Annotated in this window: 23 protein-coding genes; 16 read left to right on the forward strand and 7 right to left on the reverse strand. The window is 71.0% G+C overall.

Translation table 11 applies throughout. From position 1 onward, the window contains the following. Window positions 1–2: 2 nt before the first annotated feature. Together AB0N68_RS08035 and AB0N68_RS08040 are read left to right on the forward strand one after the other, a co-directional pair. Window positions 3–1,136, forward strand: coding sequence for a bifunctional 2-methylcitrate synthase/citrate synthase (locus AB0N68_RS08035; RefSeq protein WP_187662493.1), 1,134 nt, complete (start codon window positions 3–5; stop codon window positions 1,134–1,136). Window positions 1,137–1,306: 170 nt separating this feature from the next. Beyond that, the gene (locus AB0N68_RS08040) at window positions 1,307–2,794 is read left to right on the forward strand and encodes an MFS transporter (protein WP_187662492.1); all 1,488 of its coding nucleotides are present in this window, start codon (window positions 1,307–1,309) and stop codon (window positions 2,792–2,794) included. Between the two features lie 13 nt (window positions 2,795–2,807). Here AB0N68_RS08040 and AB0N68_RS08045 read toward each other — a convergent pair whose 3' ends face one another. Then, window positions 2,808–3,392, reverse strand: coding sequence for an antibiotic biosynthesis monooxygenase (locus AB0N68_RS08045; RefSeq protein ID WP_187664235.1), 585 nt, complete (start codon window positions 3,390–3,392; stop codon window positions 2,808–2,810). 1,017 nt (window positions 3,393–4,409) lie between these two features. On the opposite strand from AB0N68_RS08045, the gene AB0N68_RS08050 reads away from it, so the two are divergent. The 4 genes from AB0N68_RS08050 to AB0N68_RS08065 all read left to right on the forward strand — a co-directional run bounded on the left by AB0N68_RS08050 (window position 4,410) and on the right by AB0N68_RS08065 (window position 8,857). Further along, a complete protein-coding gene (locus tag AB0N68_RS08050) occupies window positions 4,410–5,909 on the forward strand; it encodes a CoA-acylating methylmalonate-semialdehyde dehydrogenase (RefSeq protein ID WP_292795077.1) in 1,500 nt (499 codons plus the stop codon). 9 nt (window positions 5,910–5,918) lie between these two features. Then, entirely contained in the window at window positions 5,919–7,100 is a 1,182-nt protein-coding gene (locus AB0N68_RS08055; RefSeq protein WP_292795079.1) for an acyl-CoA dehydrogenase family protein, read from the forward strand. Next, complete coding sequence (gene mmsB, locus AB0N68_RS08060; protein WP_292795081.1) at window positions 7,097–7,975, forward strand: 3-hydroxyisobutyrate dehydrogenase; 879 nt, start codon at window positions 7,097–7,099, stop codon at window positions 7,973–7,975. The genes AB0N68_RS08055 and mmsB overlap by 4 nt, the downstream gene beginning before the upstream one ends. 105 nt (window positions 7,976–8,080) lie before the next feature. Continuing rightward, window positions 8,081–8,857: an enoyl-CoA hydratase-related protein gene (locus AB0N68_RS08065; protein ID WP_292795086.1), complete on the forward strand. Its 777-nt coding sequence runs from the start codon at window positions 8,081–8,083 to the stop codon at window positions 8,855–8,857. A gap of 93 nt (window positions 8,858–8,950) precedes the next feature. Here the strand turns inward: AB0N68_RS08065 and AB0N68_RS08070 are convergent, their stop codons facing one another. The 3 genes from AB0N68_RS08070 to AB0N68_RS08080 are packed head-to-tail and all read right to left on the reverse strand — an operon-like array spanning window position 8,951 to window position 10,397. Beyond that, window positions 8,951–9,394, reverse strand: a complete 444-nt coding sequence (locus AB0N68_RS08070) for a YdeI/OmpD-associated family protein (protein ID WP_292795083.1) — start codon at window positions 9,392–9,394, stop codon at window positions 8,951–8,953. Then, window positions 9,391–9,861, reverse strand: coding sequence for an SRPBCC family protein (locus tag AB0N68_RS08075; protein WP_187662486.1), 471 nt, complete (start codon window positions 9,859–9,861; stop codon window positions 9,391–9,393). Before AB0N68_RS08075 ends, AB0N68_RS08070 begins: the two co-directional genes overlap by 4 nt. Then, window positions 9,861–10,397, reverse strand: coding sequence for a MarR family winged helix-turn-helix transcriptional regulator (locus tag AB0N68_RS08080; protein WP_259953343.1), 537 nt, complete (start codon window positions 10,395–10,397; stop codon window positions 9,861–9,863). The genes AB0N68_RS08075 and AB0N68_RS08080 overlap by 1 nt, the downstream gene beginning before the upstream one ends. A gap of 175 nt (window positions 10,398–10,572) precedes the next feature. Between AB0N68_RS08080 and AB0N68_RS08085 the strand changes: the two genes are divergently transcribed. Genes AB0N68_RS08085 through AB0N68_RS08100 form a run of 4 tightly spaced genes read left to right on the forward strand, consistent with a single transcriptional unit; the run spans window position 10,573 to window position 14,461 of the window. Continuing rightward, window positions 10,573–11,349 (forward strand): electron transfer flavoprotein subunit beta/FixA family protein, encoded by a 777-nt coding sequence (locus tag AB0N68_RS08085; protein WP_259953345.1) that lies wholly within the window; start codon window positions 10,573–10,575, stop codon window positions 11,347–11,349. A gap of 1 nt (window position 11,350) precedes the next feature. After that, window positions 11,351–12,322, forward strand: a complete 972-nt coding sequence (locus AB0N68_RS08090; RefSeq protein WP_313366531.1) for an electron transfer flavoprotein subunit alpha/FixB family protein — start codon at window positions 11,351–11,353, stop codon at window positions 12,320–12,322. A 2-nt stretch (window positions 12,323–12,324) separates the two neighbouring features. After that, complete coding sequence (locus tag AB0N68_RS08095; RefSeq protein ID WP_363332475.1) at window positions 12,325–13,977, forward strand: cytochrome b/b6 domain-containing protein; 1,653 nt, start codon at window positions 12,325–12,327, stop codon at window positions 13,975–13,977. A 22-nt stretch (window positions 13,978–13,999) separates the two neighbouring features. After that, entirely contained in the window at window positions 14,000–14,461 is a 462-nt protein-coding gene (locus AB0N68_RS08100) for an ASCH domain-containing protein (protein WP_292797400.1), read from the forward strand. Between the two features lie 7 nt (window positions 14,462–14,468). Here the strand turns inward: AB0N68_RS08100 and AB0N68_RS08105 are convergent, their stop codons facing one another. Together AB0N68_RS08105 and AB0N68_RS08110 are read right to left on the reverse strand one after the other, a co-directional pair. Beyond that, window positions 14,469–15,686 carry an MFS transporter gene (locus AB0N68_RS08105; protein WP_292797403.1) on the reverse strand — a complete coding sequence of 406 codons (1,218 nt, stop codon included), beginning with the start codon at window positions 15,684–15,686 and terminating at the stop codon, window positions 14,469–14,471. Continuing rightward, entirely contained in the window at window positions 15,686–16,057 is a 372-nt protein-coding gene (locus tag AB0N68_RS08110; protein ID WP_292797406.1) for an ArsR/SmtB family transcription factor, read from the reverse strand. Before AB0N68_RS08110 ends, AB0N68_RS08105 begins: the two co-directional genes overlap by 1 nt. 106 nt (window positions 16,058–16,163) lie before the next feature. On the opposite strand from AB0N68_RS08110, the gene AB0N68_RS08115 reads away from it, so the two are divergent. Next, complete coding sequence (locus AB0N68_RS08115) at window positions 16,164–17,315, forward strand: acetyl-CoA C-acetyltransferase (protein WP_259953351.1); 1,152 nt, start codon at window positions 16,164–16,166, stop codon at window positions 17,313–17,315. A 52-nt stretch (window positions 17,316–17,367) separates the two neighbouring features. Here AB0N68_RS08115 and AB0N68_RS08120 read toward each other — a convergent pair whose 3' ends face one another. Continuing rightward, window positions 17,368–17,877: a GNAT family N-acetyltransferase gene (locus AB0N68_RS08120; RefSeq protein WP_060922628.1), complete on the reverse strand. Its 510-nt coding sequence runs from the start codon at window positions 17,875–17,877 to the stop codon at window positions 17,368–17,370. Window positions 17,878–18,007: 130 nt separating this feature from the next. On the opposite strand from AB0N68_RS08120, the gene AB0N68_RS08125 reads away from it, so the two are divergent. The 5 genes from AB0N68_RS08125 to AB0N68_RS08145 all read left to right on the forward strand — a co-directional run bounded on the left by AB0N68_RS08125 (window position 18,008) and on the right by AB0N68_RS08145 (window position 24,241). Then, entirely contained in the window at window positions 18,008–18,568 is a 561-nt protein-coding gene (locus AB0N68_RS08125) for an acyl-CoA thioesterase (protein ID WP_187662479.1), read from the forward strand. 64 nt (window positions 18,569–18,632) lie between these two features. Further along, window positions 18,633–22,307: a proline dehydrogenase family protein gene (locus tag AB0N68_RS08130; RefSeq protein WP_292797412.1), complete on the forward strand. Its 3,675-nt coding sequence runs from the start codon at window positions 18,633–18,635 to the stop codon at window positions 22,305–22,307. 274 nt (window positions 22,308–22,581) lie between these two features. After that, window positions 22,582–23,016: a hypothetical protein gene (locus AB0N68_RS08135; RefSeq protein ID WP_292797415.1), complete on the forward strand. Its 435-nt coding sequence runs from the start codon at window positions 22,582–22,584 to the stop codon at window positions 23,014–23,016. Next, window positions 23,016–23,246, forward strand: a complete 231-nt coding sequence (locus AB0N68_RS08140; protein ID WP_187662476.1) for a helix-turn-helix transcriptional regulator — start codon at window positions 23,016–23,018, stop codon at window positions 23,244–23,246. The genes AB0N68_RS08135 and AB0N68_RS08140 overlap by 1 nt, the downstream gene beginning before the upstream one ends. Continuing rightward, window positions 23,243–24,241, forward strand: coding sequence for an NAD(P)-dependent alcohol dehydrogenase (locus tag AB0N68_RS08145; protein ID WP_292797420.1), 999 nt, complete (start codon window positions 23,243–23,245; stop codon window positions 24,239–24,241). Before AB0N68_RS08140 ends, AB0N68_RS08145 begins: the two co-directional genes overlap by 4 nt. The last annotated feature ends 149 nt before the right edge of the window (window positions 24,242–24,390 follow it).

Genomic DNA, 24,390 nt, shown 5'->3' on the forward strand with positions numbered 1-24,390 from the left:
CCATGACCGAGCCGGACATCAAGAAGGGCCTCGCGGGCGTCGTCGTCGACACGACGGCGATCTCGAAGGTCAACCCCGAGACGAACAGCCTGCTCTACCGCGGCTATCCCGTGCAGGAGCTCGCCGACACGCAGTCCTTCGAGGCGGTGGCGTACCTGCTGTGGAACGGCGAGCTGCCGACGGGCGACGAGCTGGCCGCGTTCCGGCTGGAGGAGCGCAAGCACCGCGCCCTGGCCGACAACGTCAAGGCCGCCATCGATCTCGTGCCTCTCGAGGCGCATCCGATGGACGAGGTGCGCACCGCGGTCAGCCTGATCGGCGCATCGGACCCCGAGGCCGGCGGCTCGGTGCTCGATGCCGGTGGCAGCCCGGAGCAGAACCTGGCGCGCAGCATCCGCCTGTTCGCGGCGCTGCCGGCCATCGTCGCCTACGGTCAGCGTCGCCGTCGTGGCCAGGAGCTCATCCCTCCGCGCGACGACCTCGACTACTCGGCGAACTTCCTCTGGATGACGTTCGGGGAAGAGGCCGACGACGTCGTGGTCGACGCCTTCAACCGGTCGATGATCCTCTACGCCGAGCACTCCTTCAACGCCTCGACCTTCACCGCCCGGGTCATCACCTCGACCCTCAGCGACATCTACTCGGCTGTGGTCGGGGCCATCGGTGCGCTCAAGGGCCCGCTGCACGGCGGGGCGAACGAGGCCGTGCTGCACATCTTCAAGGAGATCGGATCGGCGGACGCCGTCGAGACCTGGCTCGACAAGGCTCTCGCGGAGAAGCGCAAGATCATGGGCTTCGGACACCGCGTCTACAAGAACGGCGACTCACGGGTGCCGACCATGAAGGCCGCGCTCGACACCCTCGTCGCGCACTACGGCCGGGAGGACGTCGCCGAGCTGTACGACGCGCTGGAGTCGCAGTTCGTCGAGCGCAAGGGCATCCACCCGAACCTCGACTACCCGTCCGGTCCCGCGTACAGCCTCATCGGCTTCGACACGCTCACCTTCACGCCGCTGTTCGTCGCGGCGCGGGTGACGGGATGGACGGCCCACGTCATCGAGCAGGCCGGCGCGAACGCCCTGATCCGTCCGCTGTCCCACTACGACGGCCCCGACGAGCGGCACGTGGCCGGCTGACCTCTCCGTTCGAATCGCCGGAATGGCTCCATCTCACCGCGGGATGGAGCCATTCGCGCGATTCGGAGCAGTAGCGTGCCGACGGCCCCCGGGTCAAGCGGATGCGGCGGATTTCCGGGAGGAGTAAACCGGATCCGGGACGAAAGCATGTCCCACGAGAAGGAGGCCCCATGTCCGCGTCCGACGTCACCGTCAAGGAGGTCCGGTCGCTCGTCCCCGCGCGCATGGACCGGCTCCCCTGGTCGCGCTTCCACTGGATGATCGTCGTCGGACTCGGGTTCTCCTGGATCCTCGACGGCCTCGAGGTGCAGATCGTCGCGGCCAACGGCTACGCGCAGACGCTGGGGATGGGTCCCGCCGAGGTCGGCCTCGCCGGCACCTGCTACCTGCTCGGCCAGGTGTTCGGCGCCCTCGTGTTCGGCCGCCTCGCCGACCGCCTCGGCCGCAAGAACCTCTTCCTGCTCTCGCTCGGGGTGTACCTCGTCGGGTCGGCCGTCGCCGGTCTCGCGTTCGCCCCCTGGTTCTTCTACATCTGGCGCTTCGTCGCCGGCGCGGGAATCGGCGGTGAGTACGCGGCGATCAACTCGGCCATCGACGAGATCATCCCCGCGAAGTACCGCGGCCGCGTCGACATCGCCATCAACGGCACCTACTGGGGTGGCGCGGCGCTCGGTGCCGTGGCCAACATGTTCTTCCTCAACACCGACCTCCTCCCCGCCGACATCGGCTGGCGGCTGAGCTTCTTCGTCGGTCCGATCCTCGGCATCCTCATCATCTGGCTGCGGCGGCACATCCCGGAGAGCCCCCGCTGGCAGATGACGCACGGCCGCGAGGAGGAGGCGGAGCGCAACGTCGACGAGATCGAGGAGCGCATCCGCAAGGAGGGCAAGTCGATCGAGCCCGTGGACGAGAGCAAGGCCATCACGGTCAAGGAGTACGGCAGCGTCCCGCTCCTCGTGATCGCGAAGGTGCTGTTCAAGAAGTACCCGCGGCGCACGCTCGTCGGCATCACCATGATGGTGACGCAGTCCTTCCTCTACAACGCGATCTTCTTCACGTACGCGCTCGTGCTGGAGAACTTCTACGACACCCCGCCGGCGTCCGCATCGCAGTACTTCATCGTCTTCGCGGTCGGCAACCTCGCGGGCGCCCTCATCCTCGGCCACTTCTTCGACACGTGGGGTCGTCGGCGGATGCTGTTCGGCACCTATGTGCTCGCGGGTCTGATCCTGCTCGTCAGCGCCTTCCTCTTCAACGCGGGTGTGCTGAACGCGGGCACGCACACGGCGTTCTGGTGCGCGTCGTTCTTCTTCGCCTCGGCCGGTGCGTCCGCCGCGTACCTGACCGTGAGCGAGATCTTCCCACTCGAGCTGCGCAGCCAGGTGATCTCCTACGTGTTCTCCATCGGGCAGCTCGTCGGCGCGGTCGCCCCGGTTCTCTACGGCGCGCTGATCGGCGCGAGCGCGGAGTCGGGCGACCGCGGTCCGCTGTTCTGGGGGTACGTGCTCGGCGCGGCGATCATGATGTTCGGCGGTGTCGTGTGCGGTGTCTTCGGCGTCAGTGCGGCCGGGAAGTCGCTGGAGGACATCGCCGATCCGCTGTCGCTCGTGGAACCGGCGAAGAAGGGCGTCACCCCGGGGTCGGAGTCCGGCTCCTGAGAAGGCGGTTCCGCTAGCGGGCGAGCCAGTTCCGCAGGGAGCGCGTGACGAACGGCAGCACCCAGTACGTCATGATCGGCGTGAGCACGAGGGTGGTGATGAGCACGCGGAGCCACAGCGGAACGACGTCCCATCCCGGCACCGGGCTCATGGCGTAGGTGAACGCGAGGTTCACGGGGAAGAAGCCGAGCCAGATCGAGACGGCCTGCTTCCACCGCGGCGGCGCCGGGGCGACGGTCACGGTGCTCGTCGTGCCGTCCGGGTCGACGACGGGGATGGAGCCGGTGGACGGCTCGTCGAACCAGCCCTCGATGCCCGAGCGGCGCTTGGACCTCTCGCTGCGGACGAAGCCCTGGCCCATCGACAGCCACCAGGCGCGTTCCCCGGACTGCTCCCACGCGGTGAGCGCGTCCTCGCTCGCGAAGCGGTAGAGCATGTGCCAGACCTGCGAGTCCTCGCCCGCGCGGACCCAGCCGGAGCCGAGGAAGCCCGGGTACTTCGTCGCGAGGTTCACCCCGGTCTGCACCCACGCGGTCGCCTCGGCGATGCGCTCCGGGTCGACCTCGCGGCGGATGGAGACGGTGACGGGTTCGGACACAGGGGCGGATGCGGACATGGTGCGGTCCTCGAGGTGAGCGGCGTCGGGGTGCGGACGCGGGGCGACGGCGCCAGGGTCGCGGCGCCTGGTCGATTCTAGTTCTCCTTCGAGTCGCGCGATTGGCTCCAGATCCGGGCCGGATGCCGCCAGCATCTCCCGCAGCTCATCGATCGTCGCCCAGGGCTGCCACGCGACATCCGGCCGCCCGACCCCCGGCCTCCAGCGTCGGCAGAAGTAGTCGCCGAGCGCCACCAGGTCCGCGAGCGGCAGCGTGCCGAGGGGGACCCAGGTCGCGGCGGGGGAGGTCACCCGGAGGCCGTCCCGATAACGGATCGAGGTGAGGCTGGACAGCGTGCGGTGTCCGGTCACGCCGCGGGCGCGAGGGATCGGGATCCCGCCGGACGCGCTGACGTGGAGGGCGAGGTCGTCCGCCGTCGCGACGCTCCCGCGGTCGTCGAAGGCGAGCGGTAGCGGGCCTCCCCAGATCGAGGCCGCGGTCTCGTGGCTGAAGAAGTGTCCGGTCGGATCCGCGCAATCGACCGCGGCTCACGCCGTGCAGCCGCGCCGTCCGTACCGCGAAGTCCACCCCGAAGCGGGCCGGAAGCTCGTGTCGTCGTCCCATGCCCCCACGCTCCCACCGCTGCTGTCGGGCTGGGTCCGGTCTCCACAGCCCCGGTTCGAATCGCGCGCTGTGCTCCATCCCCGGGCGAAATGGAGCAAGGCAAGCGATTCGAAGGGAAGAAGAAGACCCCCGCCGACCCGATTCGGCGGGGGTCTCGGGAGCGAGAGTGCTCACCGTGTGCACGGGAGACGCGACTACCCGATCCGGTCTGAGTCTGTGCCGTGCATCTGCAGTTGTAATCGGCCCAGGTGGCCAGCGGGTGAACGAGGGGCGAACGGCGCCGTGCGGCCACTCGTCTGCCCGACGACAAGAGATACAAGGACGTCCTCGTATTTTCACGGTCGTCGGAGTAAACTCGCCGATGTGCCAAAGAGGGCACGGAGGGATGTCGCACAATGACCCGTACTATCCCGCACTTCGTGGGCGGAACGCATGTCACCCCGGAAGACGGCCGCTTCGCCGACGTCTTCGATCCGAGCACCGGCGCCGTGCAGGCCCGGGTGCCGCTCGCGTCCGCGGATGAGGTGCGCCGCGTCATCGCGAACGCCGAGCAGGCCCAGGCCGCGTGGGCGGCGACCAACCCGCAGAAGCGCGCCCGCGTCCTCCTGCGGTTCCTCGACCTCGTGCAGCAGGAGATGACCTCGCTCGCCGAACTCCTCGCGAGCGAGCACGGCAAGACCGTCGACGACGCCAAGGGTGACATCCAGCGGGGTCTCGAGGTCATCGAGTTCTCCGCCGGGGCCCCGCACCTGCTCAAGGGCGAGTACTCCACCGGTGCCGGGGCCGGCATCGACGTGTACTCGATGCGGCAGCCGCTCGGGGTCGTCGCGGCGATCACGCCCTTCAACTTTCCCGCCATGATCCCGCTGTGGAAGGCCGGCCCCGCCCTCGCCGCCGGCAACGCCGTGGTGCTCAAGCCGAGCGAGCGCGACCCCTCGGTGCCCGTGCGTCTCGCCGAGCTGTTCCTCGAGGCGGGCCTGCCCGCCGGTGTCCTCAACGTCGTGCACGGAGACAAGGAGGCGGTGGACACGCTGCTCACCGACGACCGGATCCGCGCGGTCGGCTTCGTGGGCTCCACGCCCATCGCCGAGTACATCTACGCCACCGCGGCCGCGCACGGGAAGCGGGCGCAGTGCTTCGGCGGCGCGAAGAACCACATGATCGTGATGCCCGACGCCGACCTCGACCAGGCCGTCGACGCCCTCATCGGCGCCGGCTACGGCTCCGCGGGGGAGCGGTGCATGGCCATCTCCGTCGCGGTCCCGGTCGGCGAGGAGACCGCGGACGCCCTCGCCGCCAAGCTCACCGAACGCGTCGCCCAGCTGCGCGTCGGGCCGTCCCTGGCGAAGGATGTCGACTACGGCCCCCTGGTCACGCGGGCAGCCGTCGAGCGGGTTGAGGGCTACATCCAGCAGGGGATCGACGAGGGCGCGACGCTGCTCGCCGACGGCCGCGGCTTCACGGTCCTCGGGCACGAGGAGGGCTTCTACCTCGGACCGACGCTCTTCGACCACGTGACCACCGACATGGCGATCTACCGCGAGGAGATCTTCGGCCCGGTGCTCGTGATCGCCCGCGCCGCCGACTACGAGGAGGCGCTGCGCATGGCCTCCGAGCACGAATACGGCAACGGCGTCGCCATCTTCACGCGCGACGGCGATGCCGCCCGCGACTTCGCCGCCCGGGTGGAGGTCGGGATGGTGGGCGTGAACGTGCCCATCCCGGTGCCGATCGCCTACTACACGTTCGGCGGCTGGAAGCGCAGCGGCTTCGGCGACCTCAACCAGCACGGCGCCGACGCCTTCCGCTTCTACACGAAGACCAAGACCGTGACGAGCCGCTGGCCGTCGGGGATCCGCGAGGGCGCGAGCTTCGTGATCCCCACCATGCACTAAGGACACGCGATGACCATGACCACTGTCACCACCACTGACGAGGAGCGCGAGGCGATCCTCGACGCCGTGCGGGAGTTCGCCGATGCGGAGCTCGCCCCGTTCGCCGCCGAACGCGACGAGAAGCACCTGTTCCCGCGGGAGTCGCTCCAGCGCGGTGGCGAACTCGGCCTCGGCGGGATCTACGTGAGCGAGGAGTTCGGCGGCACGGGGCTCACCCGCGTCGACACCGTCGCCATCTTCGAGGAGCTCGCCAAGGCCGACCCTGCGGTGGCCGCCTACATCTCCATCCACAACATGGTGGTGTGGATGATCGACACCTACGGCGACGACGAGCAGCGGTCGCGCTGGCTGCCGTCGCTGACCGCCATGCAGGAGTTCGGCGGCTACTGCCTCACGGAGCCGGGAGCCGGATCCGACGCGGCGAACATCGCGACCAGCGCCGTCCGCGAGGGCGACGAGTACGTGCTGACCGGGGTGAAGCAGTTCATCTCCGGAGCCGGTGAGGCCGCGGTGTACGTCGTCATGGCGCGGACCGGCGAGCCGGGAGCCCGGGGCATCAGCGCCTTCCTCGTCCCCGGCGACGCGGAGAACCTGAGCTTCGGCGCCCCGGAGAAGAAGATGGGGTGGCACGCGCAGCCCACCCGTCCCGTGATCATGGACGGCGTGCGGGTGCCGGCGTCCGCGATGCTCGGCGACGAGGGCCGCGGCTTCGCGATCGCGATGTCGGCGCTCAACGGCGGACGCCTCAACATCGCGGCGTGCTCGATCGGCGGTGCGCAGGCAGCGCTCGACAAGGCCGTGCAGTACGTGCACGAGCGCGTCGCGTTCGGGGAGCCGCTGGCGGAGAAGCAGTCGATCCTCTTCGCGATCGCCGACATGCGCACCGACCTGCAGGCGGCGAGGCTGATGGTGCGCGACGGCGCGCAGGCAGTGGACGAGAAGGCGCCGGACGCGACGATGCGGTGCGCGATGGCCAAGCGCTTCGCGACCGACGCCGGCTTCGAGGTGGCCAACCGCGCCCTCCAGCTGCACGGCGGCTACGGCTACCTGCAGGACTACGGCATCGAGAAGATCGTCCGCGACCTCCGCGTGCATCAGATCCTCGAGGGGACGAACGAGATCATGCGCCTCATCGTGGGGCGGGAGATGCTGCGACCCGCGGGGTCGACGTCGATGCGGAGCGCCTCATGACCCGCGTGGCCTTCCTCGGGCTCGGGCACATGGGCCTGCCGATGGCGAAGAACCTCGTCGCCGCCGGACACGAGGTGCACGGCTTCGACCTCGTCCCCGCGGCGATCGAGGCGGCCGGGACGGCCGGGATCCCCGTGGCCGCGAGCGGCGCGGAGGCGGTGGCGGACGCGGAGGTCGTGGTGACGATGTTCCCGGCGGGGAAGCACGTCATCGAGGCCTACCGCACGGAGCTGCTGGCGGCCGCGCGCCCCGGAACGCTGTTCATCGAGTCGTCGACCATCGCGGTTGACGAGGCGCGGGCCGCTCATGCGCTCGCGCTCGCCGCGGGCCATCGGCACATCGACGCCCCGGTCTCCGGAGGTGTGGTCGGGGCGGAGGCCGGGACCCTGGCGTTCATGGTCGGGGGCTCCGACGACGACTTCTCGGCGGCGCTTCCGCTGCTGGAGATCATGGGGAAGCGCATCGTGCACTGCGGCGGATCCGGGCTCGGTCAGGCGGCGAAGGTCTGCAACAACATGGTGCTCGCGGTGTCGCAGATCGCCGTCGCCGAGGCCTTCGTGCTGGGCGAGCGGCTCGGGCTCGAGCATCAGGCCCTGTTCGATGTGGTGTCCCAGGCGTCGGGGCAGTGCTGGGCACTCACCACGAACTGTCCCGTCCCCGGCCCGGTGCCCACGAGCCCCGCGAACCGGGACTACCAGCCGGGGTTCGCGGGGGCACTCATGGCGAAGGACCTCGGTCTCGCGCTGCAGGCCATCGAGCAGACCTCGACGGATGCCCGGATGGGTCGTCTGGCGCAGGAGCTGTACGCCGCCTACGCCGCCGGCGACGGCGCCGCCCGCGACTTCTCCGGCATCATCACCGACATCCGCGGCTGACCCCGGCTTTCGAATCGCGCGATTGGCGCCGAATCCGGCCGAAATGCAGCACATCGGGCGATTCGAAGGGGAGGGTGGATGACAAACGACAGGAAGGCGGCAGCGATGACCGAGTACGAGACGATCCTGGTGGAGCAGCGCGGACGCGTGGGGTGGATCACCCTCCACCGTCCGGAGGCGCTCAACGCGCTGAACAGCCGGCTCGCCGAGGAGGTCACCGCGGCCGCGCAGGCCTTCGATGCCGATGACGGGATCGGGGCGATCGTCCTGACCGGCTCCGAGAAGGCCTTCGCGGCCGGTGCCGACATCAAGGAGATGGAGGGCATGTCCGCGGCGGAGATGCTCGAGACCGACCACTTCGGCGTCTGGCACGACTTCGCTGCCGTGCGCACCCCGGTCATCGCGGCGGTCTCCGGATTCGCGCTCGGCGGCGGCTGCGAGCTGGCGATGATGTGCGACATCATCCTCGCCGCGGACACCGCGAAGTTCGGACAGCCGGAGATCAACCTCGGGGTGATCCCCGGCATGGGCGGCACGCAGCGGCTCATCCGCGCGGTCGGGTACTACAAGGCCGCGGAGCTCGTGCTGTCCGGCCGCTTCATGGGGGCCGAGGAAGCGGAGCGCTCCGGACTCGTGTCCCGCGTCGTCCCGGCGGCGGAACTCCTGGCCGAGGCGACGACGTTGGCGGAGACGATCGCGTCGAAGTCGCTGCCGTCGGTCTACGCCGCCAAGGCCGCGCTCGATGCGGCGATGGAGACGACGCTGTCCGCCGGCCTCGCCCACGAGAAGCAGGCGTTCGCGGCGCTGTTCGACACGCACGACCAGAAGGAGGGCATGGCGGCCTTCCGCGAGAAGCGCACGCCGGACTTCCAGAACCGCTGATCGCGGTTCACAACTCAGGAGAATCGGTCGCGGAACCGCCGTTCGGCGGTTGCGCGTGGTTGTGGGCCGCAATTCTCCTGAGTTGTGAACGGGTCAGCCGCGCAGGGACTCCACGATCTTCGCGATCCGGCGCTCGCGCGTCGCGTCCTGCTTGGCGTCGGCGACCGCCCTGGCGTGCTCCTTCCGCGCTGAGGGGGAGAGGGCGTCGAAGGCCGCGCGCACCGCGGGGTCGACGTCGAGGGCGGCGGCCAGGGCGGCCGGCACCTCGACCGTCCGCTCTGCGGTGTCGAGCCGGATCACGGCGTCCACCTCCTGGTCGATCTCCACCGCGAGGTCTGCGCGGGCGGCCTTGCTGAGACCGATCATGTTCTCGCCGCCCATCCGGGCCAGGCGCAGGCGGGCGGTGCGGCCGCCGATCGTGACCGCGACCGGGAAGGTCTTCCCCGCGCCGAAGGAGGCCACCTGTTCGTCGGTGAGGAGGATCGCCGCGGCGGGACCGCGACCGGTGAGGACGGTGTGCACGCGCAGTTCGCTCATGCAGGAAGAGTACGCCCGCCGTCCTCGATCGCGGCGACGAGGGCGGTGTTGCGCTCCGCGATCAGCCGCTCCATGTACCGCCCCAGGACCAGGGCGTCGACGAGGCGGCCGAGGGGCCCGAAAGGCGACCGGAACACGACGGTGTCCCGCATGAGGGTGCCACGCGGGTGCTCCTCGAACACATGCTCGTGCCGGAGCTCGCGGAACGGTCCGGCGATCTGACGGTCCGTGAACCGATGCGGCGCGTCGATGTCGAACACCACGGAGCGCAGGCGGAACGGGATGCCGAAGTGCCGCGCGCGCCAGGTCACCGTGGACCCCTCGGTGAACGCGCCGCCCGCAGGCTCCTCGATCATGGTCTCGCTGTAGCGCGCCATGGACTGCAGATGCAGTTCGGGGTCCAGTGCCGCGGCGAAGACGACCGGGCGGGGCGCCGCGATCACGGTGTCGAGCACGAACCGGGGCATCAGAGCGGTTCGGGGAGGGGGCGCGGATCGATGAAGTCGCCGGCGTCACGGCGCAGGCGGGCGACGATGGCGACGAGCTCCGCGGCGTCGGCCTCGCTCATGCCGGGGTCGGCGAAGACGTCGGCGTTCAGGGCGGTCGTGGCGCGCTCGACGAGGTCGCGCCCGGCGTCGGTCAGGGCGAGCATCGCGGCGCGTCCGTCGTGGGGGTGCGGTTCTCGGATCACGAGGCCGTCGCGCACGAGCCGCTCGGCGGTGCTGGTGATGGTGGTGGCGTGGACCTGCAGGCGCGCGACGACGCTCGACAGCGGCAGTCGTCCGGCCCGGCTGAAGGCGAGCAGCCGGAGCACCTCGTACCGCGCGAAGCTCAGCGCGAAGGGTTTGAGGGCCGCGTCGACGCGGGCGAGGAGGAGCTGCTGTGCCCGCATCACCGACGTGACGACCGTCATGCCGTCTGCGGCCTCGGTCCAGCCGTGCGCGATCCACTGCCGCTTCGCCTCGGCGAGCGGGTCGACGGGAAGCGGGCGGGGTCGGACCACGTCTCTACGGTACCGGGGGAGGGCGCCCCCGGTCGCCAGCGGCGAGCCGAGGACGGCAGCTGTCGACTATGTATACATTCGTGACCGAAATGTCGGGTGCAGCCTGCGGATCCCTCTGCCTTTGGCTACATAGAAGAGCGGGCGGATAGACTCAGCGTGTCGTGAGGAGCATTCGATGAAGATCTTCGTCCTGGTCAAAGAGGTGCCGGACACCTATGGTGATCGCACGTTGAATCTGGAGACCGGCCTCGCCGATCGCGGCGCCGGGGATGTGGTCCTCGACGAGATCACGGAACGGGCCCTCGAGGTCGCTCTCTCCTACGCCGACAAGAACGAGGGCACCGAGGTCGTGGCCCTCACGATGGCGCCGGAGAGCGCGACCGCGTCGGTGCGACGGGCCCTCGCGATCGGCGCCGCCTCCGCGATCCACATCGTCGACGAGCAGCTCGTCGGCGCCGACCTGGGACTCACCGCCGAGGTCCTCGCCGCCGCGATCCGCCGTGGCGCCCCCGACCTCGTCATCACCGGCAACCTGTCCACCGACGGCGCCGGTGGCGTCCTGCCCGCGATGCTCGCCGAGCACCTCGGCTGGGCGCAGGCCACCGCCCTCTCCGCGGTCGAGATCACGGCCGAGGGCATCTCCGGCACCCGGGGCGCGGACGCGGGGAACCAGCAGGTGACCGCGCCGCTGCCCGCCGTGATCTCCATCACCGAGGCGCTCCCTGACGCCCGGTTCCCGAACTTCAAGGGGATCATGGCGGCGAAGAAGAAGCCGCTGGAGGTGCTGTCCCTCGCCGACCTCGACGTGTCGGCGGACCCCGCGGCGGCTCCGCGCACCATCATGACCGCCGTCTCCGAGAAGCCTCCGCGGGCGGCCGGTGTCAAGATCACCGACGAGGGCGATGCCGCCGAGAAGCTCGTCGAGTTCCTCGTGCAGAACAGGCTGGTGTGACATGGCGTACCCCGAGAACCCGATCCTCGTGCTCCTCGACGTCGACCCGTCCGGCGAGCTCGCCAGCAGCGCGGCCGGACTCCTCGGCGCGGCGGCGGGCATCGGCACCCCGGTGGCGCTGATCGTCGGCGGTTCCGAGTCCGCGGTCGCCACGGCCGCGGCGGCCGGAGCCGCGGTCGTGCTCACGGCCGAGGGCGACCCGTCGGCGCTCACGGTCCCGATCGTCGACGCGCTGCGGGCCGCCGCCGTGCAGGCGCAGCCCGAAGCCGTCCTCATCTCGAACTCGATCTCCGGGCGCGATGTCGCCGGCCGGTTCGCGGTGCGATCGAAGAGCGCTCTCGCCGTGGATGCCGTCGGGGTCTCCCGCGACGACGAGGGCATCGTCGCCCACCACTCGGTCTACGGCGGGGCGTACCTCGTCGATGCGGCCGCGACGTACGGCACGCTCGTCGTCACGGTGCGGCAGGGCGCGGTGGAGGCCAGGGCCGAGGCGGTCGCCTCCCCGCAGATCGAGCAGCTCGCGGTCACCCCGTCAGGAGCGGTCGCCGCGACGGCGGGCCCCGTCGAGACCGTCGAGGCCACCTCGTCCCGTCCCGAGCTGCGCGGAGCGACCCGCGTCGTCTCCGGTGGCCGCGGCCTCGCGTCGAAGGAGAAGTTCGTGCTCGTCGAGGAGCTCGCCGACGCTCTCGGCGCGGCCGTGGGTGCCTCGCGCGCCGCGGTCGACGCGGGCTACATCCCGCAGTCCCACCAGGTCGGGCAGACCGGGGTCTCGGTGTCGCCGCAGCTCTATGTCGCGCTCGGGATCTCCGGGGCGATTCAGCATCGCGCCGGCATGCAGACGTCGAAGAACATCGTGGCGATCAACAAGGACCCGGAGGCGCCCATCTTCGACGTCGCCGACTTCGGCATCGTCGGCGACGTGTTCGCGATCGTCCCGCAGGTGATCGCCGCGCTCGAGGCGCGGAAGAAGTAGTCATGGCGACGCGGGTGCTGCGCCGCGGGCTTCCGCGGGTGCCGGGCGGCGAGCCGTGGCCGCCCGCCGATGCGACGGTCGAGACCGTCGATGCGGCCGTCGCCGTCGAGGCGCCGGTGGCGACGCCGGTCTCTGCGACGCCGGAGGGCGGGGAGGACGACCCCACCGCGGTCACGCCGGACGCCACCGGCGTCCAGGCTGCGCAGCCGGACGCCGCGCCGCGTCGGGCGCTCCGCCGGGGTCTCCCGCGCGTTCCGGGCGGTGAGCCCTGGCCGCCGTCTACGGTCGGGGCCGCGCCCGCGGCGTCGTCCGCACCCGCCGTGGTGCCGGGCGAGACCGCACCTTCCACCGCGGCGTCCGCCGCGCCCGTTGCGCCTCCTGCCGCGCCCGCTGCCGCCGCGTCGTCCGCCGCGCCGGCCCGGACTCCTGCTGCGGCGCCCGCTCCCGAGACGCCCGCCGCAGGCGAGAGCGTCCGCCGCGGACTGCCCCGAGTCCCGGGTGGCGAGCCCTGGCCCCCCGCGGGGACCGTGCCCGCCCGTCCGACCTCCGCTCCGTCCCCGGCCGTGGCGGCGGATGTCTCCGCGATCCCGGAGACGGCGGCGCCGTCCGCGACCCTCGTCTCCGAGCCCGCCGCTGTCCCGGGGACCGCGCTCGCCACCGGCGCCGACATCAGCGCGCCGCTGCCCTGGACCCGTACGGTCTGGAACGGTCGAGCACCGCGGCATCTCCCGGCCGCCGCCTCGGCGGCCGCGACCGCTCGCCGGCGCCCGACCTGGACCCAGGCGATCGCGACGCTGTTCGGCGCCGCCGCCCTCGGCGTGCTCGCGGCCGCGGCCGTGGCCCTCGTCCGCACGCTGCTGAGCCTCCCGTTCATGCAGGACTTCCTGGCGGCCTTCCCTGGCGAGTACGAGCCACCGATCCCGGTCGAGCCCGGCTTCGCGCCGTGGGTCAACTGGGCGCACTTCTTCAACATGTTCCTGATCGTGCTGATCATCCGCTCGGGGCTGCAGGTGCGCACCGAGAAGCGGCCGAGCGTGTTCTGGTCCCCGCGGAATAACCCGAAGGGCAAGATCAGCCTGAACCTCTGGTTCCACCAGGCGCTCGACATCCTGTGGTTGGTCAACGGCGTGATCTTCGTCGTCCTGCTGTTCGTCACCGGGCACTGGGTGCGGATCGTGCCGACGAGCTGGGAGGTGTTCCCGAACGCGCTGTCGGCGGCCCTCCAGTACATCTCGTTCGACTGGCCGCACGAGAACGGCTGGAACAACTACAACAGCCTGCAGCAGCTCGCCTACTTCGTCACCGTCTTCCTCGCGGCGCCGCTCGCCGCGGTCACCGGGTTCCGCATGTCGGGGCTCTGGCCCAAGAGGGCGGAGCGCCTGTCGAAGGCGTACCCGGTGGAGTGGGCGCGTGCCCTGCACTTCCCGGTGATGCTCTACTTCGTGGCGTTCATCATCGCGCACGTCGCCCTCGTGATGCTGACCGGCTTCCTGCGGAACCTCAACCACATGTTCGCGGCGCAGGATGCCGCGACGTGGACGGGATTCTGGGTGTTCATCGCCTCGCTCGTCGTGATCGCGGTCGCCTGGGTCGCTGCGCGTCCGCTCGTGCTCGCCCCGATCGCGAAGGCGTTCGGCAAGGTCTCGGGGCGCTGATCCTCCGGGCTAGCCTGGTGAGGTGAGCCCTGGTACCGACATCGACAGATTCTGGCGTGCGGCGAGGGAGGCCTGCCCGGAGCTCCCGACCGACCGGCCCGAGGCGTGGGCGTTCGGCGCCACGCCCGCACACGCCGACGAACTGCTCGCGCTGGTCCTCGACGGGATCAAGGTCGGCACCGCGTCGTCGCTCTGGGACTACGACGCGACCGGCGACCCGCTCCCGGTCGAGGGTGAGCTGAGCATCATCCTCGACGGGACCGGAGCGCCACGCGCCGTCATCGAGACCACGGCGCTGGCGACCGTGCCGTTCGACGAGGTCGACGAGGAGCACGCCTTCGCCGAAGGCGAGGGTGATCGCACGCTCGCCCACTGGCGCACGGTGCACGAGCGCTATTGGCGGGCGCATTCGGAGAATCCTCGCGGCTTCGCACCGGACATGCCGGTGCTGTGCGAGCGCTTCCGGCTCGTGTATTCCGGCTGATCGACGCTCAGGCCGCCGTGCGCAGCCGGCGTCGGGAGAACAGGAGCGCCGCGGTCGCCGCGGCGAAGGCGATTCCGAAGAGCGTCCCGGCTGCTCCGGTCAGGCTGAGTGCGCCGAGCCATCCCGCGACCGGATAGGTGACCAGGAAGCACGCGTGGGAGAGCGCGAACTGCGCGGTGTAGACGAGCGTGCGGTTCGCCGGAGTCGACGCGTCGGCAAGCAGTCGGGATGACGGCGTGTTCACGAGTGAGGTGCCGATGCCCAGCAGCACCCAGGTGCCCAGGAGCGCCTCCCATCCCGCGCCGCTCGCCGTGGCCACGGCCGTGACGACGACTGCTGCGAGGAGCCCCGCCACGATCACGGCGACCCCGATGGACATGGTGCGGATCACCCCTGCGCGGTCCACCAGCCAGGGGATGCTCAGCGCCGTCACGAGCGATCCGATGCCGTAACAGGCGAGAGCGATGGCGAGGGCGGCGTCATCGAGGTCGAACACGGCGCGCGCGTACACGACGGAATCGACCAGCACGATCGCGGTGCCGGCGGCGACCACCATGTTCGTGAGCAGCAGGAAGCGCAGGCTGGGAGTCCGTGCGAACACGGCGGCTCCGGCCGGTAGGCGCTGCCAGAAGGAGGAGGTGGCGGATTCGTCGCCGGTGCCGGGCACGCGAGTGCTCACCACCAGGAGCGCGGAGAGGGCGAATCCGATCGCCGTGCCCGCGAACAGATCGTGGAACGTGACCACGACGAGCAGCGCCCCCGCGATCAGGGGGCTGAGCAGCGCCTCGAGGTCGTACGCGAGTCGCGACAGCGACAGGGCGCGCGTGTAGTCCCTGGGCTCGGGCAGAACCGCGGGGATCAGCGACTGGAACGCGGGCGTGAAGGTCGCGGAGGCGGACTGCAGCACGAACACGAGCACGTAGATCTGCCAGGTCTCGCCGACGGAGGGGAGCGCCAGCGCGATCGCGAAGCGCACGATGTCCGCGGTGACGAGGACCGCCTTGCGGGGGAGACGATCGACCAGGGCGGCGATCAGCGGGGCGACGCCGACATAGGCGACCATCTTGATCGTCAGCGCGGTGCCGAGCACCGATCCGGCCGCGTCGCCGGCGATGTCGAAGGCGAGCAGCCCGAGAGCCACCGTGAGGAGCCCGGTGCCCAGGAGCGCGACGACCTGCGCGGCGAACAGGCGGGCGTAGACGGTGTTCCGCAGGACCCGGAGCACTACCGCGTCTGCTCCGGAGCGGGGTGTGCGCCCCGATGGTGCGCGGGGTCGGTGCTCAGCGAGTGCTCCGCCTGATAGATGGCGTCGGCCACGAGCTGCCGGGCGTGCTCGTTCGCGAGACGGTAGAACACCCGGGTGCCCTCCTGCCTCGCCACGACGATCCGAGCGAGCCGAAGCTTGGCGAGGTGCTGCGACACGGCGGGTGCCGGCTTGTCGACGATGTCGGCGAGGTGGTTGACCGAGAGCTCCTGATCGCGCAGGGCCAAGATGATGCGGATGCGCGTCGCGTCGGCGAGCATCGCGAACACCTCGACGGCGAGTTCGACGTAGCTGCTGTCCGGCGTGAGGGAACATTGCTTATCTGCATGCATACGCAGATTGTTGCACACGGGAGGGGTCGCTGGTGTTCCCCGAGCGTGCGATGAGGCACTCTGGAAGGTGTGACGTCGGGGTCCCGGCGCTGAGGAGGGAGCACTCATGGCAGAGGCCTACATCGTCGACGCGGTCCGTTCGCCGGTCGGACGCCGTGGCGGCGCTCTCGCGGAGATCCACCCCGCCGACCTCGGCGCGCACAGTCTGCGGGCCCTCGTCGACCGGACCGGCATCGACCCCGGCGCCGTGGACGACGTGATCCTCGGAGCCATCGATGCGATCGGCGGGCAGGCCGGGAACGTCGCGCGCACCGCGTCGCTCGTCGCCGGCTTCCCGGAACACGTGCCGGGCGTCACGATCGATCGGCAATGCGGATCGAGTCAGCAGGCCGTGCACTTCGCCGCGCAGGCGGTGCTCAGTGGCACCAGCGACCTCGTGATCGCCGGCGGGCTGCAGAACATGTCGCGGATCCCGCTCACCGCCGCCGCGACCGTCGGCCGGGAGTACGGTTTCACGACGCCGTACGCCGAGTCGCCCGGATGGCAGGAGCGCTACGGCGACCAGGAGATCTCGCAGTTCCGCGGAGCGGAGCTCATCGCCGAGCGGTGGGACATCTCACGGGAGGAGATGGAGCGGTACGCGCTGGAGAGCCACCGCCGGGCGGCCCAGGCCCAGGACGACGGGCGGTTCGCGGCGGAGATCGCGCCGCTCGCCGGGCTCGACCACGACGAGGGCGTGCGCCGGGACACCACCCTCGAACGCATGGCCGGCCTGCCGCCGCTCGCGCCCGACGGGCGGATCACCGCCGCCGTCGCGTCGCAGATCAGCGATGCGTCGAGTGCCGTGCTCATCGCCAGCGCGCGGGCGGTGCAGGAGCACGGCCTCACGCCGCGGGCCCGCATCCACCACGTCTCCGTCCGCGGCGACGACCCCGTGCTCATGCTCACGGCACCGATCCCGGCGACCCGGCACGCGTTGGAGCGTACGGGACTCCGGATCGAGGACATCGACCTGTTCGAGGTCAACGAGGCGTTCGCCTCGGTCGTGCTCGCCTGGATGCGCGAGACCGGTGCGCCGCACGAGAAGGTCAACGTCAACGGCGGCGGCATCGCACTGGGGCATCCGATCGGCGCGACGGGCACCCGCATCCTCGCGACCCTGCTGAACGAGCTCGAGCGCACCGGCGGACGGTACGGCCTGCAGACGATGTGCGAGGGCGGCGGCGTCGCGAACGTCACGATCATCGAACGCCTCTGAGCGCAGACGAAAGGGCCGCCCCGCGGGGCGGCCCTTTCGGTGAGGACGAGGGTCAGGGGCGCACGAAGCGGACCTCGGTGAGCGTCTCGCCCAGGAACGGCTCGGTGTGCGCGGCGCCGTCGAGGTGGAACCCGTTGCGCGTGTAGAAGCGGTGCGCGCGAGGGTTGTCCTCGGCGACCCAGAGGTAGAGCGGCTCGTCCTTCTCGACGGCCGCATCGAACAGCTTCTGCCCGATGCCGGTCGAGTGGTACGCGTCGAGCAGGTAGATGAAGTACAGCTCGCGGAACGCCGGGGCGTCCTTGTCGCGGGCCGGACCCGAGCCGACGAAGCCGACGATCTCGCCGTCGACGAGCGCCGCGTTCATCTTGAAGTCGGGACCCTGCGAGGCCCAGTGCGTCCACAGTTCGGCCATACGGCGGGGCGAGACCTTCTCCAGCGCCGCCTTGCTGATGAGGTGATCGTAGGTCTCGTGCCAGCACTGCGCATGCACGCGACCGAGGGCTTCCGCATCCACATCACGGACCGGACGGACGATGACTTCGGGCTGGGCTTCGGCGCTCATGCGGTGACTCTACGGCGGGTCCGTGGAAATCGGAAATCGGGATGACGGCCCGTGGGAGGCCCTTCGACCGCATGGAGGAATCGGACAACGAAGTTCGACCGTCGTGCGCGGATGGCTACGATCAGTGCTCGTGAATGTGATCTGGCGGACCCTCCTCGTGATCCTCGGTGCGCGTCGTCGCGTACGGCAGGGGAAGACCCTCGACCCGACCGCCGTCGGCACCGTCACCGTCACCACCCTGCCCACGGACCTCGACATCCTCCGCCACATGAACAACGGCCGGTACCTGTCGCTGTTCGACCTCGGCCGCTGGGACCACCTCATCCGCACGGGGCTGTTCGACGTGATGAAGGAGCAGGGCTGGTACGCGGTGGTCTCCAGCGAGACCATCACCTTCCGCAAGTCGCTCCAGCTCTGGCAGCGGTTCGAGGTGCAGTCGCGCTTCATCGGGCACGACGAGAAGGCGCTGTTCCTGGAGCACCGGGCCGTGGTCGCCGGCGAGGTCTACGCCAGGGCCATCGTGCGGGCCCGCGTGCTGCGCCGGTCCGGCGGCACGGTCAGCAACGAGGAGCTGTTCGCCGCGGTGGGCAAGCCCGACGGGGTGCCGGAGATCGACGCGTGGGTGCATGACTGGGCCGCCGCGTCCGCCCTGCCTCCCGTGCGCACGCCCGCCCCCAGCATCTGGAACTGACCCGGCTGCGGCCCGCCCGGTCGGGCACCCCGGGATTCCGCGACCGGAGACCTAGGGTGGTCACATGGCAGAGTCGTCGTCATCCTCCGCGGAGGCGGGGGCATCCGCATCCCTCGCCGATCAGGCCGTCGAACTCGCGCGCCGTTGGGTGATCGAGGCGGCTGCGGCCGACGTCGACCCCGCCGCCGAGCGTCTAGCGGGCGTCCTCCGCGACGCCAACGGCCTGCCGTTCACCCTCGGTTTCGTCGACGGCGTGATGCGGCCGGAGAGCCTGACCGCTGCGGCCGCCCAGCTGCGCCGCATCGCGCCCATCGTGCCGGAGTTCCTGCCGTGGTACCTGCGCTCCGCCGTGCGGCTCGGCGGCGGGGTCGCCCCGGTGCTGCCGACGCCGGTCGTGCCGATCGCGCGGCGGGCGCTACGCGAGATGGTGGGGCACCTGGTGGTGGACGCCCGGCCCGCGAAGCTCGGACCCGCGATCGAGAAGCTGCGGGAGTCGGGGTCGCGACTGAACCTCAACCTCCTCGGGGAGGCGGTGCTCGGGGAGGCAGAGGCGCAGCGGCGGCTCGACGGCATCCACGAGCTCATCCGGCGTCCGGATGTCGACTACGTGTCGGTCAAGGTCTCCGCCATCGTCAGCCGCATCTCGATGTGGGGCTTCGACGAGGTCGTCGAGCGGGTCATCGACCGGCTGCTCCCTCTCTACGTGACGGCTGCGGAAGACGGCACCTTCATCAACCTCGACATGGAGGAGTATCGCGACCTCGACCTCACGATCGCCGTCTTCACGCGGATCCTGGAGGACCCTCGGCTCACCGGACTCGAGGCCGGGATCGTGCTGCAGGCCTACCTGCCCGACGCGCTGCCGGCGTTGCAGGAGCTCACCGCCTGGGCACAGGATCGCGTGATCCACGGCGGGGCCCGCATCAAGGTGCGCCTCGTGAAGGGCGCGAACCTCGCGATGGAGCACGTCGAGGCGACCCTGCACGGATGGACGCCCGCGCCCTACGACACGAAGCTCGACACCGACGCCAACTACCTGCGCTGCCTGGACTGGGCGCTGCAGCCCGAGCACACGACCTCGGTGCGGATCGGGGTGGCCGGCCACAACCTCTTCGGCATCGCCCATGCGTGGCTGCTCGCCGGGGAGCGCGGGGTCCGCGACGCGGTCGAGTTCGAGATGCTGCTCGGCATGGCTCAGGGGCAGGTGCAGGCGGTGTCCCGCGAAGTGGGTCCGGTGCTGCTGTACGTGCCGGTCGTCGCGCCCGCCGAGTTCGATGTGGCCATCAGCTACCTCGTGCGGCGGCTGGAGGAGAACGCGTCGTCCGAGAACTTCCTCTCCGCGGCGTTCCACCTGCACGACGACGAGTCCCTCTTCGCGCGGGAGGCCGAGCGCTTCCTCGACGCCCTGGACCGGGCGGGGGACCCGGCCCTCGGCCTCGGCCCGCGGCGCACCCAGGACCGCCTCGCGCCCGTGCACGAGTCCGTGCGACCCGCCCCGGTCGGTCCGGCGGCGGAGGCCGACCTCACGAAGGCGGTGCTCGGCATCGTGCGCGGCTCCGACGACACCGACACCGGCGCCTACCTCGAGACCGCCGTGTACGCCGCGCGCGAGCGCGGGGAGGACACCGGGGGCGCCCCGGGCTTCGTGAACACGGCCGATACCGACCTCGCCCTCCCCGCCAATCGTGAGTGGGCGGCGGGGATCCGTGCGAGGCTCGCGGACTCGACGGTCGGGAGGGATGTCCTGGACGCGGCGCGCGTCGATGACGCCGATGACCTCGGCCGCATCGTGCGCGGCGTGCAGGGCGCGGCGGCAGCGTGGGGATCACGTCCCGCGGCCGAGCGGGCGGAGGTGCTGCTGCGCGCGGCGGCCGCTCTCGAGTCCCGCCGCGGGGAGCTGATCGAGGTCGCGGCCGCGGAGACCGGCAAGGTCTTCGCCGAGGCTGACGTCGAGGTGAGCGAGGCCGTCGACTTCGCCCGGTACTACGCCGCGACGTGCCGCGAGCTCGATGCGATCTCCGGCGCCGTGTTCGTCCCCGCCCGGGTGACCGTCGTCGCTCCGCCGTGGAACTTCCCCCTCGCGATCCCTGCCGGTGGCGTTCTGGCGGCGCTCGCCGCGGGGTCCGGCGTCGTCCTCAAGCCCGCCCCGCAGGCACGCAGGTGCGCGGCGGTGCTCGTGGCGGCGCTGTGGGAGGGCGGCGTGCCCCGCGAAGCCCTCGCTCTCGTCGACATCGAGGAAGGCGACCTCGGCCGTGCCCTCATCACGGACGAGGCCGTGGACCGGGTGATCCTCACCGGCTCGTGGGAGACCGCGGCGCTGTTCCGCTCCTGGCGCCCCGACCTGCCTCTGCTCGCGGAGACCAGCGGCAAGAACGCGATGATCATCACGCCCTCGGCCGACCTCGACCTCGCCGTGGCCGACCTCGTGAAGAGCGCGTTCGGGCACGCGGGGCAGAAATGCTCCGCGGCGTCGCTCGGGATCCTCGTCGGGCCGGTGGGGCGCTCGCAGCGCTTCGCGCGTCAGCTCGCCGACGCGGTCCGCTCGCTGCGGGTCGGCTGGCCCTCGGATCCGCTCGCCGAGGTGGGCCCCGTCATCGAGAAGCCCGAGGGCAAGCTCGCCTGGGCCCTCTCCGAGCTGGAGGGCGACGAGCGGTGGCTCATCGAACCCGCCCTCGACCCCGCCGACGACGGCAGCGGACGGCTCTGGCGCCCCGGCGTGCGGGTCGGCGTGCAGTCCGGCTCTCGCTTCCACACCGAGGAGTTCTTCGGACCGGTCCTCGGGATCATGCACGCCCCGACCCTCGCGAAGGCCGTCGACCTGCAGAACGCGGTCGCTTACGGTCTCACGGCGGGGCTCCACACCCAGGATCCCGACGACCTGGCCTTCTGGCTCGACCGCGTGCAGGCCGGGAACCTCTACGTCAATCGCGGCACGACCGGAGCGATCGTACAGCGGCAGCCGTTCGGCGGGTGGAAGCGCTCCTCCGTCGGCGCCGGCGCCAAGCCCGGCGGGCCGAACCACCTCATCGGACTCGGGTCGTGGCGCGCCCAGCACGGGGCCCCGGCGTCGAGCACCCTCCATCTGCGGGGGCTCGACTCCCGGATCACGGGGCTCATCGAGGCGGCGCAGCCCTCCCTCCCGTTCGAGTCGTTCGAGTGGCTTCGGCGATCCGCTCTGTCGGACGCGTTGGCCTGGGACCGGGAGTTCGGCCGGGTGCGGGACGTCTCGCGGCTGGAGATCGAGCGCAACCTCTTCCGGTATCGGCCCGTACCCGTGGAGATCCGCGCCACCGAGGACGCCGCCCTGCACGACCTGCTGCGGGTCGTGATCGCGGGAGTGCGCGCGGGGGCGGGTTTCGTGGTGTCCACTCCGGTCGGGCTTCCGGCGGGCGTGCGGCATGCTCTGGGTGACCTCGACGCCGTGGTGTTCCTGGAGACGGAGGACGAGTGGCTCCAGCGGATGCAGGTGGCCGAGGAGTCGGGGGCCGCGGGAGATGCGGGTGTTCCGGTGCTTCCGCGGCATGGGCGTGTGCGGCTCGTGGGTGGACGGGAGTCGGTGGCGGCGCTGCGCTCCGCGCTGGCGGTGGCCACCGGCGGTGACCCGGACCTCGCGGTGTACGACGCGGAGGTGACGGCGGCGGCCCGCATCGAGCTCCTCCCGTTCGTGCACGAGCAGTCCGTCTCGATCACCGCCCACCGCTACGGAAACCCCGACCCCTGGAGCGCCTCCGTCATCTGACCCCCGCCCGTTTCGGCGCGGGTGCGGGTGCCGGTGCCAGTGCGGTGCGGGCTCGAAAAGGTGCCTTCCCGGCCCCCGGCAGGTGCGTTTTCGATCCCGCTTCGGGATGCGCAGGACATGCGGGATCGGAAACGGGCGGGAGCGGCGGCTCGGGGGTGCGATTGTGATCCCGGAAGAGACTGCGCGGGACGGAATGCGGGTGTAAAAGATTCTTGACACAGGTGCGATGCGGACGTACTCTCGTGTCAAGAATCTTTGACACGAGGAGAAGCGCATGGTCTACGAGGAGCGCAACGTCTGGGCCGGGCTCATCGTCAGTCCGATCGTCGCGGTCGTCTACGTGCTGCTGCTCATGCAGCAGGCCGGTGGCGGACCGCTCACCGCGACGGACTGGTTCCCGCTGATGCTGTGGACGATCGGCGGGGGCATCGTCGGGACGATCGTGCTCAGCATCCTCTGGGGCATCATCGCCGGGATGTCCGATCCGGACGGCGTCGGCCGCTCCGACATCCGCGACCGGGACATCGGCCGGATGGGGGCGCGCGTGGAGCAGGCCTTCGTCGCCATCGCCGGCCTCGGGGTCATCGTCCTGTGCGGTCTCGGTGCCGACGCGTTCTGGATCGCGAACACCATGTTCGCGGGGTTCCTCGTGGCGGCCGTCGTCGGCGGTGTCGCCCGGGCGATCGCGTACCGTCGGGGCCTGGTCTGATGGTCAAGCCCACCCTCGTCTCCAACAGCATCCGCGCCCACCGCGAGCGTGCCGGACTCACGCAGGCCGAGCTCGCCCGCACGATCGGGGTCACGAGGCAGACGCTCATCGCGATCGAACAGCAGAAGTACTCGCCGACGCTCGAGCTCGCGTTCCAGATCGCCCGGGCCTTCGGCGTCGGGATCGACGACCTGTTCGCGTATCCCACCGACCCCGGAGGTGCCGCATGACCGAGACGATGCCCGCCTGGACCCGCGAGACGTACGGCCCGGCCGCCGGGACTTCGCTGACCCGCCTGCCCGTGCCGCAGCCCCACCGGGGAGAGGTCGTGCTGCGCGTGCAGGCCACCGCCATCAACGCCGGCGACGTGCGGCTGCTCCTCGGCGATCCGCTGCTGGTCCGGCCTTTCTTCGGCCTCACGCGCCCGAAGCACCCGGTCCGGGGGCTCGACGTCGCGGGCACCGTCGTGGCGGTCGGCGCCGACGTCGTGAACGCCGAACTCGGTGAACTCGTGGTGGGAGAGCTGCAGGGTGGAGGCGGCCTCGCCTCCCGCGCCCGCATCGCGGCCGACCGCGTCGTGCCCGTGCCCCCGGATGTCACGCCCGAGGCGGCTGCGTGCCTGCCGATCGCCGGAGGCACCGCGTGGCAGGCGCTCGATGCGGCCGGGGTGGGGCTGCGGCACCGTGCGCAGCGGGTCCTCGTGATAGGGGCGTCCGGCGGCGTGGGGACCTTCGCCGTGCAGCTCGCGGCGCTCCGTGGGGCCGAGGTCTGGGCGACGTGCCGTCCACGGAACGCCCTGCTGCTGGAGCGCCTCGGAGCCGTGCGCACGCTCGACCACCGCACGTCTCCGCTCACGCACCTGCCCTCCGCCCGGTTCGACGCCGTCATCGACCTCGCGGGAGGTGTGCCGATCCGCGAGCTGCAGCGTCTCGTCCGCACGGGTGGTCGCGTGGTGCTGGTGACGGGCGACGGCGGACGCGTACTCGGTCCGGTGCCGCGGATGATCCGCGCCGCCGTGCTCTCGGTCCGCGGACCCCGGGTGGTGTCCCTCGCGGCGACCTCGCACCCGGAGATCCTCGCGAAGCTGCTCGAGCTCGTGGAGGAAGGGCACCTGGTCCCCGTGATCGAGCGCACCTACCCGTTCGCCGAGGCCGTGTCGGCGCTCGCGCACGTCGAGGCCGGGCACACGGTCGGCAAGGTCGTGGTGACGCAGCGCGAGGGCTGACGACGACACGGGACGGATGCTGGTGGCGCCCAGGGTCCGGTGGCACAATGGTCACCGGCGTGCCCGAGTCGCATCTTCCCCTCCGCCTCTTCCGAGCAGGGGGTCGAAGGACCGCCGGGCCCCTGGACAGCGTCCGCCGCGCCCGTTCA

Source organism: Microbacterium meiriae (assembly GCF_040685015.1).
GTDB lineage: Bacteria > Actinomycetota > Actinomycetes > Actinomycetales > Microbacteriaceae > Microbacterium > Microbacterium meiriae.

Coding starts and splice junctions, on each gene's coding strand:
- AB0N68_RS08035 (WP_187662493.1), top strand. CDS start 3: ATGACCGAGCCGGACATCAAGAAGGGCCTCGCGGGCGTCGTCGTCGAC.
- AB0N68_RS08040 (WP_187662492.1), top strand. CDS start 1,307: ATGTCCGCGTCCGACGTCACCGTCAAGGAGGTCCGGTCGCTCGTCCCC.
- AB0N68_RS08050 (WP_292795077.1), top strand. CDS start 4,410: ATGACCCGTACTATCCCGCACTTCGTGGGCGGAACGCATGTCACCCCG.
- AB0N68_RS08055 (WP_292795079.1), top strand. CDS start 5,919: ATGACCATGACCACTGTCACCACCACTGACGAGGAGCGCGAGGCGATC.
- mmsB (WP_292795081.1), top strand. CDS start 7,097: ATGACCCGCGTGGCCTTCCTCGGGCTCGGGCACATGGGCCTGCCGATG.
- AB0N68_RS08065 (WP_292795086.1), top strand. CDS start 8,081: ATGACCGAGTACGAGACGATCCTGGTGGAGCAGCGCGGACGCGTGGGG.
- AB0N68_RS08070 (WP_292795083.1), bottom strand. CDS start 9,394: ATGAGCGAACTGCGCGTGCACACCGTCCTCACCGGTCGCGGTCCCGCC.
- AB0N68_RS08075 (WP_187662486.1), bottom strand. CDS start 9,861: ATGCCCCGGTTCGTGCTCGACACCGTGATCGCGGCGCCCCGCCCGGTC.
- AB0N68_RS08085 (WP_259953345.1), top strand. CDS start 10,573: ATGAAGATCTTCGTCCTGGTCAAAGAGGTGCCGGACACCTATGGTGAT.
- AB0N68_RS08090 (WP_313366531.1), top strand. CDS start 11,351: ATGGCGTACCCCGAGAACCCGATCCTCGTGCTCCTCGACGTCGACCCG.
- AB0N68_RS08095 (WP_363332475.1), top strand. CDS start 12,325: ATGGCGACGCGGGTGCTGCGCCGCGGGCTTCCGCGGGTGCCGGGCGGC.
- AB0N68_RS08110 (WP_292797406.1), bottom strand. CDS start 16,057: ATGCATGCAGATAAGCAATGTTCCCTCACGCCGGACAGCAGCTACGTC.
- AB0N68_RS08115 (WP_259953351.1), top strand. CDS start 16,164: ATGGCAGAGGCCTACATCGTCGACGCGGTCCGTTCGCCGGTCGGACGC.
- AB0N68_RS08120 (WP_060922628.1), bottom strand. CDS start 17,877: ATGAGCGCCGAAGCCCAGCCCGAAGTCATCGTCCGTCCGGTCCGTGAT.
- AB0N68_RS08130 (WP_292797412.1), top strand. CDS start 18,633: ATGGCAGAGTCGTCGTCATCCTCCGCGGAGGCGGGGGCATCCGCATCC.
- AB0N68_RS08135 (WP_292797415.1), top strand. CDS start 22,582: ATGGTCTACGAGGAGCGCAACGTCTGGGCCGGGCTCATCGTCAGTCCG.
- AB0N68_RS08140 (WP_187662476.1), top strand. CDS start 23,016: ATGGTCAAGCCCACCCTCGTCTCCAACAGCATCCGCGCCCACCGCGAG.
- AB0N68_RS08145 (WP_292797420.1), top strand. CDS start 23,243: ATGACCGAGACGATGCCCGCCTGGACCCGCGAGACGTACGGCCCGGCC.